The 12,575-nt window shown below is 66.8% G+C and carries 13 protein-coding genes; 10 read left to right on the plus strand and 3 right to left on the minus strand.

Annotation, left to right across the window (positions count from 1 at the left end; translation table 11 throughout):
• The first annotated feature begins 51 nt into the window (after positions 1 to 51).
• Entirely contained in the window at positions 52 to 2,088 is a 2,037-nt protein-coding gene (locus G6N32_RS25360; protein ID WP_147291983.1) for a cysteine peptidase family C39 domain-containing protein, read from the plus strand.
• Here the strand turns inward: G6N32_RS25360 and G6N32_RS25365 are convergent.
• A complete protein-coding gene (locus G6N32_RS25365) occupies positions 2,085 to 2,492 on the minus strand; it encodes a hypothetical protein (protein WP_163789450.1) in 408 nt (135 codons plus the stop codon). The two genes, G6N32_RS25360 and G6N32_RS25365, sit on opposite strands and share 4 nt — an antisense overlap.
• Before the next feature lie 67 nt (positions 2,493 to 2,559).
• Between G6N32_RS25365 and G6N32_RS25370 the strand changes: the two genes are divergently transcribed.
• From G6N32_RS25370 to G6N32_RS25410, 9 genes are all read left to right on the plus strand, one after another.
• Entirely contained in the window at positions 2,560 to 3,228 is a 669-nt protein-coding gene (locus G6N32_RS25370) for a GAP family protein (protein WP_115318377.1), read from the plus strand.
• 23 nt (positions 3,229 to 3,251) lie between these two features.
• Positions 3,252 to 4,427, plus strand: a complete 1,176-nt coding sequence (locus G6N32_RS25375) for an FAD-binding oxidoreductase (RefSeq protein ID WP_115318376.1) — start codon at positions 3,252 to 3,254, stop codon at positions 4,425 to 4,427.
• A gap of 108 nt (positions 4,428 to 4,535) precedes the next feature.
• A complete protein-coding gene (locus tag G6N32_RS25380; RefSeq protein ID WP_036346847.1) occupies positions 4,536 to 4,781 on the plus strand; it encodes a hypothetical protein in 246 nt (81 codons plus the stop codon).
• Positions 4,782 to 4,789: 8 nt separating this feature from the next.
• On the plus strand, positions 4,790 to 6,574 hold the full coding sequence (acsA, locus tag G6N32_RS25385; protein ID WP_115318375.1) for an acetate--CoA ligase: 1,785 nt from the start codon (positions 4,790 to 4,792) through the stop codon (positions 6,572 to 6,574).
• Complete coding sequence (pdhA, locus tag G6N32_RS25390) at positions 6,571 to 7,545, plus strand: pyruvate dehydrogenase (acetyl-transferring) E1 component subunit alpha (protein WP_115318374.1); 975 nt, start codon at positions 6,571 to 6,573, stop codon at positions 7,543 to 7,545. The genes acsA and pdhA overlap by 4 nt, the downstream gene beginning before the upstream one ends.
• On the plus strand, positions 7,542 to 8,594 hold the full coding sequence (locus G6N32_RS25395) for an alpha-ketoacid dehydrogenase subunit beta (RefSeq protein WP_115318373.1): 1,053 nt from the start codon (positions 7,542 to 7,544) through the stop codon (positions 8,592 to 8,594). Before pdhA ends, G6N32_RS25395 begins: the two co-directional genes overlap by 4 nt.
• Complete coding sequence (locus G6N32_RS25400) at positions 8,591 to 9,811, plus strand: dihydrolipoamide acetyltransferase family protein (RefSeq protein ID WP_115318372.1); 1,221 nt, start codon at positions 8,591 to 8,593, stop codon at positions 9,809 to 9,811. The genes G6N32_RS25395 and G6N32_RS25400 overlap by 4 nt, the downstream gene beginning before the upstream one ends.
• Positions 9,812 to 9,823: 12 nt before the next feature.
• Entirely contained in the window at positions 9,824 to 10,066 is a 243-nt protein-coding gene (locus G6N32_RS25405; protein WP_115318371.1) for an acyl carrier protein, read from the plus strand.
• A gap of 9 nt (positions 10,067 to 10,075) precedes the next feature.
• Positions 10,076 to 10,978 (plus strand): aldose 1-epimerase, encoded by a 903-nt coding sequence (locus G6N32_RS25410; protein ID WP_115318370.1) that lies wholly within the window; start codon positions 10,076 to 10,078, stop codon positions 10,976 to 10,978.
• A gap of 14 nt (positions 10,979 to 10,992) precedes the next feature.
• On the opposite strand, the gene G6N32_RS25415 is transcribed toward G6N32_RS25410, so the two are convergent.
• Positions 10,993 to 11,364: a heat shock protein transcriptional repressor HspR gene (locus G6N32_RS25415; protein ID WP_115318369.1), complete on the minus strand. Its 372-nt coding sequence runs from the start codon at positions 11,362 to 11,364 to the stop codon at positions 10,993 to 10,995.
• Positions 11,364 to 12,548, minus strand: coding sequence for a molecular chaperone DnaJ (gene dnaJ / locus G6N32_RS25420; protein ID WP_115318368.1), 1,185 nt, complete (start codon positions 12,546 to 12,548; stop codon positions 11,364 to 11,366). The genes G6N32_RS25415 and dnaJ overlap by 1 nt, the downstream gene beginning before the upstream one ends.
• Positions 12,549 to 12,575: the final 27 nt, after the last annotated feature.

The raw sequence follows: 12,575 nt of genomic DNA on the forward strand, positions 1-12,575 counted from the left end.
CTCACATGCGCGCGTGTACTGCGTGGCAGATGCAACAACCGGGGGGCTGGCATGGCTGAATTCCGCGACGCTGTCAATCGATGCGAGGGTGGCAGCAAGCCGCGGACACCCAGCCCACGGATCTGGCTCGGCGCGGGAGCAATGACCCTGGGAGTGGGCGCGGCGATACTCGGTGGGGCCGCCACCGCAGCCGCCGACACGACAGCCGGCCACGCCTCGTCGTCGAGCAATTCGGCGTCCAGCAGCGCGGGTTCGGCATCGAGCTCGTCCGCAGCACCGTCGGCCAAAGGCTCCTCCTCCACCAAGGCCACCAGTCGCCGCAACCATCCCAGCTCCACGGGCTCGGCCGCCGCCAGGCCTCGAAAGGCCAACCCCGCCAGAGACATCGACGCAGCCGCTGCGGTGTCACCGGCCACCGGTCAGGTTCGCGAAAGCTCCGCGGCCACAACAGTTCCGGCTGCTGTCCAAAGCGCGACGGCATCGATCACCGAGCCGGCCCCGACGGCCGCGCGGCGCGCTCTCGCTGCCGCCACGCCGGCCCTCCCCACGCCGAATCAGATACTGCGGGACCTGCAGCAGTTCGTCTACAACGTCCAGGTGACCGTGACCAACCAGGTCAACGGGATCCGAGAAAGTCTGCAGGTGTTGGGTTCCGACCTGGCGAGCAGCCTGGGCTTCTCGCGTGAGGTCATCACCCTTCCGCTGCCCTTCGGCAATCCGACGCTGAACAAGCAGTTCTTCGTTCCCGCACAGGCGTACGTCACATCGTCGATCACCACGATCGCAATGGCCTACGCGCAACTCACTGGGACCGCGCCAAACTTCGACGAGTTCTTCGACTTGGCCAAGATCACCCCGAGCGTTGCGAGCCCGGGCAAGATGATGTACGTCGGCCCGTCAAACTTCGTTCAGTTCGCCGACAGCTTCGAACTGTTGCAGGACAAGAACGTTCGCGTCATCATTCGCAGTTACAGCACGGATCAATGGAGCCTCGCGTTCAACGCCCTCGCCAACGGATTGCAGGACCCGACCAAGGTGATGATCGCGACGATCAACGGCCCCATTGACGGCAGGGACACCCCGAACGGCAAGACCGTGATTGTGATCGGGATCGACAACGCCGACGGCACCGTCACCATCAACGATCCGACCCGAGCCGACGACGGCCAGGCCCTGACGATGACGACCGACGAGTTCAAGGCGGCGTGGGGCGCCTGGAGTTATCAGCTCGTCACCGCGCAGTTAGCGAGTTCGCCGTCCACCCCGCCACCGCCGCCGAGCACGACGAGGGTGGTGTGGTCGCTTCCTACGTCCCAACAATTCTTCGGCGGTCTGTCGCAAGCCCTCATCAACCAGCTCGACGTCGCGCAGGACAACCTTGCCAACCTGAGCTTTGATCTGGCGCGCGTCCTCGGCGTCGCCCGGCCTGACGTGCCGCCGCCGCCGACGCCCGCAGACAACCAGTACGGCAACTACGCCGCCAACTTCCCGTTCTGGACCAGCCAGCCCTATTTCTACGAACGGGGCTTCAAGGGAACCTGCACGCTGATGGCAAGCGCTGCCGCCATCAGCCAGCTCAAGGGCATCACCGCACCGGAGGACATCCGTGCCTTGGCTCAGCAGCTGGTAGACCGGGCGATCGAGAGCCCGAGTGGGGTGTACTACGGCAAGAAGATGTACAACCCGACCGTGGGCGGCGTGTCTTTCCGGGACGCCGTCACCCTGCTGAACGAAAACGGCGTCAACGCCGACTACACCAAATACCTCAAGGGCCAGGACGAGGTCGCCAAGCAGGCCATGTTCACCGCGCTGCAGCAGGGCCAGGCCGTCATCGTGGCTGCCAACGCCGACGTGATGTGGAACGCGTACCAGCGACGCTATTTCAACAGGTCGCCCGCAAACGTCGAGGCCGCCACGGCAGACCATGCGCTACTCGTGATCAGCGTTGACCTGTCCAGGAACATGATCTACGTCAATGACAGCAGCGTGCAGAACGGACAGGGCTTCCCGATGCCGCTCGACGACTTCATGAAGGCCTGGAAGACGGGCGGCTACGAGATGATCACCGCAGAACTGCAGAGCACCTAGGTTCGCCCGGCATTCGGCGGGGACGTGGTGGCGTAGGGGTTGGTCAGCGTCACCGTCGTCGTCGGAGTGGAGTACTCGGTCTCCGACGGGATGACCACTTCGCTCGAGGTGTCCGACGGTGACGTCGAGATCGAGGATGCCGAGCCCGGGTTCAGATCGGTGGTGGAGACCCGCGTCGACGTGGTGCGCGACGTTGTCGACGTCTTCTTGGTCGAGGACGTCGTGGTGCTGATCGCCGGCGCATACGTCACCGGCCCGTCGGGTCGCTGCGAGCTCTCCGAGGTGTCCAGTACCGCGTACACCAGTATCGCGAGCAGCACCAACGCTGCCACCCCGGAGACGTAGACCAGGGTGTGCTGCTGGCCGCCGTGGCGGTCGTCACCCTTTTCTTCGTCGGCATCCATGCCCACGGGCAGAGATAGTACGGTCAGCCGTGACCGAGCGTTGCCCGTCTACTCCCAGGAGGCACCTGTGACGACCGGCCTCGGTTCGGAACTGACCGAACTGATCCCCCTGGCGCTCGTCATCACGCTGTCCCCGCTGACGATCATTCCGGGCATCCTCATGCTGCACACGCCCTCACCCCGGCCGACCAGTCTGGCGTTCCTGGTGGGTTGGGTGCTCGGCATAGGCAGCCTGACCGCGGCGTTCGTGCTGGTGTCGAATGCTCTCGGCGGACTCAACAAACAGCCGACGTGGGCGCCGTACGTCCGCATCGGGATCGGGGCGGCGCTCGTCGCGTTCGGGCTCTACCGATGGTTCACGCGTAAGCGCTCGGAGCACACCCCAAAGTGGCTGACCTCGATGACCAGCATCGGTCCGCCCCGCGCCTTCGTGACCGCGGTGGTGCTGGTGGTGGTCAACCCGAAGGTGCTGTTCATGTGTGCCGCAGCCGGTTTGGCGATCGGCTCGGCGGGGCTGGGGACCACCGGAGCGTGGACGGCCGACGCGGTGTTCACCGCCGTCGCGGCGTCCTCGGTGGCGTTGCCGGTCCTGGCCTACCTGATCGCCGGTGAGCGGTTGGACCGACCGTTGACCAAGCTCAAGGACTGGATGGAGGCCCAGCACGCGACGCTGGTCGCCGTGATCCTGGTCGTCATCGGCGTCATGGTGTTGTACAAGGGCATTCACGGCCTGTAGCCCGCGGGCCTACACTCGCGGCCGTGGGTCTGGAGGATCGTGAAGCGCTCGCGGTGCTGCAGGCTGCCTTCGAAGGCTCGGGTTCTCCCCAGTCTGCGTCCCACGAGTTGCTGAACCGGTTCTACACCCGCTGGTTCGCATTGGACTCCGAAGTCCGGGACCTGTTCCCCCCGGAACTGGCGCCGCAGCGGGCGGCGTTCGGTCAGGCGATGCACTGGGTATTCGGTGAGTTCGTGGCGCAACGCGCCCAGGCCCCGGTGGCTTTCCTCGCACAGCTCGGCCGTGATCACCGCAAATACGGTGTCACACAACGGCATTACGACAGCATGCGGCAGGCGTGGTATTCCGAGATGCGCAGCCACCTCAGTGATCGCTGGACCCCCGCCGTCGATGACGCCGCCATTCAGGCCGTGAACCTGATCACCGGAGTCATGGGCGGCGCGGCCGACGCCGAGGACGGGCCCGCATGGTGGGACGGCACCGTCCTCGAGCACCACCGGGTGTCACGCGACCTCGCGGTCGTGCGCCTGCACCTGGACCGGCCGATGCCGTATCACCCCGGCCAGTACGTCAACGTCTCTGTTCCGCAGTGTCCGCGCCGCTGGCGCTTCCTGTCGCCCGCGATGCCGCCGGACCCGGACGGCTTCATCGAGTTCCACGTGCGCTCGGTGCTCGGCGGCATGGTCAGCAATTCGATCGTCGGCGAGACCCGGCCGGGCGATCGCTGGCGGCTGTCCAGCCCGCACGGTGCGATGGAGGTGGACCGCGACGGCGGCGACGTGCTGATGGTGGCGGGTAGCACCGGATTGGCGCCGCTGCGCGCGCTGATCATGGACCTGTGCCGATTCGGCGAGAACCCGCGGGTGCATCTGTTCTTCGGCGCCCGCTATCCCTGCGAGCTGTACGACCTGCGGACCTTGTGGGAGATCGCGGCCTCCAACCCATGGCTGTCGGTATCGCCGGTGTCGGAGTACGCCGGCGATCCGCCGTGGGCCGCCGACTATCCCGATGTCCAGCCGCCGCGGGGCCTGCATGTGCGCCAGACCGGGCGGCTGCCCGAGGTGGTCACCAAATACGGCGGCTGGGGCGATCGGCAGATCCTGATCTGCGGAGGTCCCGCGATGGTGCGCGCCACCCGCGACGCTCTGCTCGCCAAGGGCGCACCGCCGGAGCGCATCCAGCACGACCCGCTGCACTGACCCAGCCGGTCGCAGCCCGTTAGCCCCGAGTTCGGGGACTTTCGTCCCTTCCAGCTCTCAGCGGGCTCGACCACCATCGTTTGTGGGGGTGGTAAGTGAGGGGTGGAGATGACTTCTGGTTTGGCCGACGAGACTGAACTCGACGCCGTTGCTTGGGAATTCCTTTGCTCGCCATACACCGGACGCATCTACTGGGACTGGTCGCTGGAACGGCGGCTCGACGCCTACCTCCGCCATCAGGACCGCCACGACATCCTCAACAGCGGTGCCGCCTACGCGACGTTGCGCGACAGGGTGATGGCCAACCTGGGGCAGGCCCGCCGCAAGGGCGTCCTGGCCCCACCGCACGTGTGAGGGACACCATGGACGTCATCCACAAAGGCGACGGCGACCTCAAGGTCACCCCCAACCTCATCGACTACGCGCAGACCCGCGCCTCGTTTCGATGGTCGGATGTGCCCGACCTGTGCGCCCCGATGGGCGAGGGCGGCTGCAACATCGCCTACGCCGCCGTCGATCGGCACGCCGACGGCCCCGATGCCGACCGGACCGCGTTGCGCTTCATCGCCGACACCCCTGATTCCCCCGAGCTGACCACCCACGACATCAGCTACGCCGAGCTGGGCCGGCTGTCGCGACGGTTCACCAACGTCCTGCGGGGCTTGGGAATCGGCAAGGGCGACCGCGTCTTCGTCATCATGGGCCGCGTCCCGGAGCTCTACACCACCATGCTCGGCGCGCTACGCAACGGCAGCGTGGTCTCACCGCTGTTCTCCGCCTTCGGCCCCGAACCGATCGCCACCCGCGTCACCATCGGATCAGCCGACGTGCTGGTCACCACGGCGGCGATCTACAAGCGCAAGATCGCCAAGATCCGCGGGGAGCTGACATCGGTCAAACATGTCCTGGTGGTCGGCGACGATATCGAGGGAACCGAGAACTTCCATCGGCTGATGGACGCCGCAGGCGATGACGCACCCATCGAGCACACCACCGCTGACGATCCGTCGCTGCTGCACTTCACCAGCGGCACCACCGGGACACCCAAGGGCGCGCAGCACGTCCACGGCGCGGTCGCCATGCACTACATCACCGGCCGCTACGCCCTCGATCTCCATGCGGGCGACATCTATTGGTGCACAGCCGATCCCGGCTGGGTGACCGGCACGTCATACGGGATCATCGCCCCGCTGCTGCACGGTGTCACCTCGATCATCGACGAGGCCGAGTTCGATGCGCAACGGTGGTACCGGATCCTGCAGGACGAGCAGGTGACGGTGTGGTACACGGCCCCGACCGCGATTCGGATGCTCATCAAAGCCGGCCCGGAACTGCCTGCGCAGTACCACTTCCCGCACCTGAGATTCATCGCCAGTGTGGGTGAGCCGCTCAACGCCGAAGCGGTGTGGTGGGGCAAGCGGGTGCTGGGCTTGCCGATTCATGACAACTGGTGGCAGACCGAGACCGGCGGCATCATGGTGGCCAACACCCCGGCCTTCGACATCAAGCCCGGCTCGATGGGCCGCCCGCTGCCCGGGGTCGACGCCTGCGTGGTGCACCGCGACGACGCCGGTACGGTCACTGTGATCGACGAGCCGGACGTCGAAGGCGAACTGGCGCTGCGCGTCGGCTGGCCGTCGATGTTCCGGGCATATCTCAACCAAGACGAGCGCTACCGCAACAGTTTTGCCGGCGACCTGTACCTGTCCGGTGATCTGGTGAAGCGAGACGCCGACGGATATCTCTGGTTCGTCGGGCGGGCCGACGACGTCATCAAGTCGTCGGGTCATCTGATCGGGCCGTTCGAGGTCGAGAATGTGCTTACTGATCATCCCGCCGTTGCCGAGGCGGCGGTGATCGGTAAGCCCGACCCCACCTACGGCGAGCTGGTCAAGGCGTTCGTCACGCTCAAGACTGGTTACACCGGGAGCGACGAGTTGCGTCGCGACCTGATGGGCCATGCCCGAAAGAGACTGGGGGCCGCGGTGGCTCCCAAGGAGATCGATTTCGTGGATGCGTTGCCCCACACCCGTTCCGGCAAGATCATGCGCCGGCTCCTCAAGGCCCGCGAGCTGGGACTGCCGGAGGGCGATACCTCGACGGTGGAGACCGCCCCCGTCCGGCACGGCAGCGAGGTGACCGCATGACCGATCAGGACCTGGCGCGCGGACTGCTCTCGGACATGATCCGGGTCCGGCGCATGGAAGAGAAATGCGCCGAAATGTACAGTGCGGCAAAGATTCGTGGCTTCCTGCACCTGTACGTCGGTGAGGAAGCGGTGGCCGCAGGCTCCTTGCGCGCACTGGGACCCGACGACGCCGTCGTCGCCACGTACCGGGACCATGCCCACGCTCTGCTCCGCGGCGTCCCACTCACCTCGATCATGGCCGAGATGTTCGGCAAGCAGGAAGGCTGCTCGCGTGGGCGCGGCGGGTCGATGCACCTGTTCGATGCCTCGCGCCGATTCTACGGTGGCAACGCGATCGTGGCTGGCGGCCTGCCGCTGGCCACCGGCCTCGCCTTCGCCGACGCGCAACTCAAGCGAAATCGCCTCACCGCCTGCTATTTCGGGGAAGGTGCGATCGCCGAGGGCGCTTTCCACGAGTCGCTGAACATGGCCGAGTTGTGGCAGTTGCCGGTGCTCTATCTCTGCGAGAACAATCGCTACGCCATGGGCACCGCGATCGACCGCGAGCTCTCCCAGACCGACGTCACCGCCAACGCCGCGGCCTACCGGGTACCCACCGCATCGGCCGACGGCATGGATGTGCTGGCCTGCCATGCCGCCACGGTCGCCGCCGTCGAGCACATCCGCACCCAGGGTGGCCCGTTCTTTCTCGAATTCCGCACCTACCGGTTCCGCCCGCATTCGATGTTCGACCCCGAGTTGTACCGGGAGAAGACCGAAGTGGAGCACTGGCGTGAACGCGATCCGATCCGGCTGTTCACCGAGAAGTGCCTGGCCGACGGCACTCTGAGCGCCGACGACGTCGCGGCCATGGAACAGCGCGCCGCCACCGAGGTCGACGACGCGGTGGCCTACGCCGAGGCCGGAACGTTGGAGAGCGTCGAGGAACTCACCCGAGATCTGATGACCCCAGCGGAGGCACTGTCGTGAAGACCACCTACCGCAACGCCGTCCACGACGCGATTCGCGAGGCGATGCGCAACGACCCGCGAGTGGTTCTGCTGGGCGAGGACGTGGGGCGCTACGGCGGCACCTACGCGGCGTCGAAGGGGCTTCTGGAGGAGTTCGGCCCCGAGCGGATCCGTGACACCCCGCTGTCGGAGCTGGGATTCGTCGGCATCGGCATCGGAGCCGCGATCAACGGTCTGCGTCCGATCGTCGAAGTCATGACCGTGAACTTCAGTCTGCTGGCGCTCGACCAGATCGTGAATACCGCTGCGGCCCTTCGACACATGTCTGGCGGGCAATTCTCTGTTCCACTGGTCGTCCGGATGGCGACCGGCGCCGGGCGTCAGCTCGCCGCCCAGCACTCCCACAGCCTGGAGGGGTGGTACGCCCACATCCCGGGGATCAAGGTGGTGGCACCGGCGACGGTGGCCGACGCGTACGGGATGCTGCTCACCGCCCTGGACGATCCCGACCCGGTGATCGTGTTCGAGCATGTGCAGCTCTACAACACCGCCGTCGACGTCGACAGCCTGGTGCCGACCGACATCAGCCGGGCGGCGCTGCGCCGCAACGGAACTGACGTCACACTGATCGCCTACGGCGGCTGCGTACCCAAGGCACTCGATGCCGCCGACCAACTGGCTCTGGCGGGGATCGACTGCGAGGTGATCGATCTGCGCGTGCTTCGCCCCCTCGATGACGACACCATCCTGGAGTCGGTCCGCAAGACGCATCGCGCGGTGGTCATCGACGAGGCGTGGCGTACCGGCAGTCTGGCCGGCGAGATCAGCGCGCGGATCGTCGAGGGGGCGTTCTACGACCTGGATGCGCCGATCGCCCGGGTGTGCAGCGTCGAGGTGCCGATCCCCTACGCCAAGCACCTCGAGGAGGCGGCACTGCCCCAGCCGGACAAGATCGTGGCCGCGGTGCGGGGTCTGTTCGGAGACCCCGGCGGGCAGGAGCGAAGCGACCCGGGGAAAGGCACCGGCGGGCAGGAGCGAAGCGACCCGGGGAAAGGCACCTGCGGATGATCGAGTTCACGATGCCCGCCCTCGGCGCGGACATGGACGAGGGCACACTTGACGAGTGGCTGGTCAAGCCCGGCGACACGATCACCCGCGGACAGATCGTCGCTGTCGTCGAAACCACCAAGGCTGCAGTCGAAATCGAATGCTGGCATGAGGGTGTTGTCGCCGAATTGCTGGTCCCGGTCGGGCAGACGGTGGCTGTGGGCACCCCATTGGCAACCTTGGCCGAGCCCGGTGAGGCGGTGCAACGGCGCACCGCCTCACCGGTTGCGACACCGGCCGTGGCGCCGCAACCCGAAGCCCCGGTTGTACAACGGCCGAGTCAGGTCGCGCCCGTCGGCCACCGGCTGTGGGTGTCCCCGGTGGCCCGGCGTACGGCGGCTTCGCTGGGCGTCGACCTCGGCGTTGTGACAGGCACCGGCCCACAGGGCGCGATCACACTCATCGATGTCGAGCACGCCGCTGCCGCACAGCACCACGCCGAGCCCAAACCTGCCCCGACGCCGGCAGACGTGAGTTCCGAGCCGAAGTCCGCGGCGGAGAAGGCCAAGCAGCGCGGCGCCGCCATGCGCGCATCGATCGCCGCGGCGATGAGTCGCTCCAAACGGGAGATCCCGCACTACTACCTCGCCGACGAGATCATCCTGGACACCGCGCTGGGCTGGCTGACCGAACAGAACGTGAACCGGCCCATCACCGAGCGATTGCTGCCCGCGGTTCTGCAGCTCAAAGCGGTGGCCCTGGCCGCGCAGCGGTTCACCGAGTTCAGCGGGTTCTGGCGCGACGAAGGCTACGAAGCGCACTCGGCAGTGCATGTGGGCGTGGCGATCTCGCTGCGCGGCGGTGGACTGGTGGCGCCGGCGATCCACGATGTGGCCGAGAAGAAGCTCGACGAGTTGATGGCCGACCTGACCGATCTGGTGGCCCGGGCCCGGGCGGGCTCGCTGCGCAGTTCAGAGATGTCCGATCCGACGATTACCGTCACCAATCTCGGTGACAAGGGTGTCGACTCGGTGTTCGGTGTCATCTACCCCCCTCAGGTAGCCATTGTGGGATTCGGCCGGCCGGCGCAGCGCGTCGTCGTGGTCGACGGTGGAATCCGGGTGGCCACAACGGTGCAGGCCAGCTTGGCCGCCGACCATCGCGCCAGTGACGGTCATCGCGGCGCGCTGTTCCTTGCCGAGATCAACCGGTTGCTGCAGCAGCCCCAAGAGCTGTAGGAGGTACCCGACGTGAGCGCTACCGAGATCCGCGACCAGGTTGTGCAGGAACTGCTCGCGATCGCACCGGAGATCGAGGAGGGCGACCTGTCCAACTCCGAGCTCCTGCGTGATCAGGTCGACCTGGATTCGATGGACTGGCTGAACTTCCTGGTCCGGTTGCACAAGCGCTTCGAGGTCGACATCCCGGAGTCGGAGTACGCCTCACTGCGCACGATCGACGACTTGACCAGCTACATCGGCGCCCACAGTTAGACTTCGACGGTGGCCGAGCTGCCGTCCGTCGTTCTGCATGATCCATCCTCACCACTGACGGCGACGTATGTCCCGTCGGCGGGCATGATCTGCACGTCGCTGTCCGACGACGGCGTGGAACTACTCGGGCAGCGCCGCCGGCTGCAGGCATATGTGAGCGACGGTAAGACGCTCGGCATCCCGATCCTGTATCCGTGGGCTAATCGGTTGAGCGCCAACGGCTATGGGCTAGACGGCGGCGCAGTGACGTTGACCCCCGGAGTCGGCGGCGTGCGCACCGACCCGCACGGCCTGCCGATCCACGGCGTGCTCGCCGCATACCCCGGCTGGCAAATCACCGAGCAGTCGGAGAACCGGCTGGTCGCCGAACTGGACTACGGAAGCCGGCCGGCCCTGCTGGCCAGCTTCCCGTTCCCGCACGTCGTCGCCCTCGACATCACGCTGGCCGATCGGGCGCTGACAGTGCAGACCACCGTCACGGCCACCACGTCGGCGGCGGTGCCACTGTGTTACGGCTTCCACCCTTACCTGACCGTTCCCGGGGCTCCTCGATCGGAATGGACGCTGCAGACGCCGGCCTTGGCGCATCTGCTCGTCGACGACCGCGGGCTCCCGACCGGCGAGCGGGTGGACTGGCCGGCCTATTCAGAGAAGCTGGCCGACAAGACATTTGACGACGGCTTCGACGGGGTACCGGCGGGTGGGGTGTTCTCACTCGGCGCCGGTGACCGCCGTATCGACGTGGTGTTCGCCCAGGGATTCCCGGCCGCGCAGATTTTCGCGCCCGGCAACGACGATGTGGTGGGGCTGGAGCCGATGGCCGCGCCGACCAACGCGCTCAGCACAGGCAGCTACAACACCGCGACGCCGGGGCAGCCGGCGGTCTCGGTGTTCACGATCCGCGTGCGCTGACTTCGCCTGGCCGACTAGCGGCGCGGCTTCCAGACCACCAGCGCGGTGCTCTTCGGTACGACCGCCAGGTCACGACGCTGGTTGGCGCGCAACGACTCCAGCTCGGCCATCATCTCCTCGACGCGGGACTGCAGAGCCTCGACCTGATTGGTCAACTCGATGATCCGCTTGATCCCTGCGAGGTTCACGCCTTCGTCCTGCGACAGCCGCTGCACCTCGCGCAGCAGTTCGACGTCGCGCTCCGAATAACGCCGTCCCCCACCGGAACTACGCCGGGGGCTGACCAGGCCGAGCCGGTCGTACGTGCGCAGTGTCTGCGCATGCATACCGGCCAGCTCGGCGGCCACCGAGATCAGAAACGTCCGGGCCTCATCAGAGGTGGCCATCAGCGGTTACCCGCCCATCCCGCCCGAGGGTCGAAGCCGCTCGCCCGTTCGGCGGCCGCGTAGGCCTCCAGTGCCTCGAGCGCTTGGCCCTCGAGATTCGGCGGCACGGCAACCTTCACGGTGACCAGCAGGTCGCCGTGACCGCCGTCGCGCTTGGGCACTCCGCGCCCACGCACCCGCAGGATCCGGCCGTCGGCGGTGCCCTTCGGCACTCGCACACCAACCTTGCCCTCCAGGGTGGGAACGGAAAGCGTTGTCCCCAAGGCCAGTTCGGTGAAGCTCACCGGAACCGCCACGGTCAGGTCGTCGCCGTCACGGCCGAACACCTTGTCCGGCCGAACATGCACGGTGACATACAGATCGCCTGACGGCGCACCGCGCAACCCGGCTTCACCCTGGCCGGCCAGCCGGATGCGCTGACCGTCCTCTACGCCCGGTGGGATCCGGACGTTGATGGTGCGGGTCCGGGTGGTGACTCCGGTGCCGTGGCACTCGTCGCAGGGGTGCTCGATGATCGAGCCGCTACCCCGGCAGTCGGTGCACGGTTCGGAGAACCCGAACGCGCCCTGGTTGCGGTTGATCACACCGGAGCCGTTGCACGACGGACACACCTTCGGGCTGGTGCCCGGACGTGCACCGCTGCCATGGCAATTCGTGCACGGCGCCGGGCTGGTCAGCCGAAGCGGCATGGCGACACCCTTGGTCGCCTCCAGGAAATCGAGATCGGTCTCGGTCTCCAGGTCCTTACCGCGCCGCGGCCGGCTCGGGCGCGGCGCTGCGCCGCGCCCGAACAGGCCACCGAACAAGTCGCCGATGTTCGTGCCGCCGGTCTGGCTTGCGGTGTCGAACAGGTCGTTCAAATTGAACTCGCCGCCGTCGGCGCCGTAACCGCTGAAGCCGCCGAATCCACCGCCGCCGCCACCGTTACCGCGGCGGAAACCGCCGCCGGCGAACATCCGCCGGGTCTCGTCGTACTCCTTACGCTTGGCCGGGTCGGTCAGGACATCCCTGGCCTCACCAACCTCTTTGTAGCGCTCGTCGGCCGCCTTGTTGTCCGGGTTGCGGTCGGGGTGATTCTCGGCGAGCAGCTTGCGGGCCACCCGCTTGATCTCGTCCTCGCTGGCGTCAGAGGAGACGCCGAGCACCTTGTAGAAATCCTTCTCAACCCATTCGCGTTGAACCATGCCGCGTCACCTCCTCTCACCGTTGCT

Source organism: Mycolicibacterium aichiense, from assembly GCF_010726245.1.
GTDB classification, from domain to species: Bacteria; Actinomycetota; Actinomycetes; order Mycobacteriales; family Mycobacteriaceae; genus Mycobacterium; species Mycobacterium aichiense.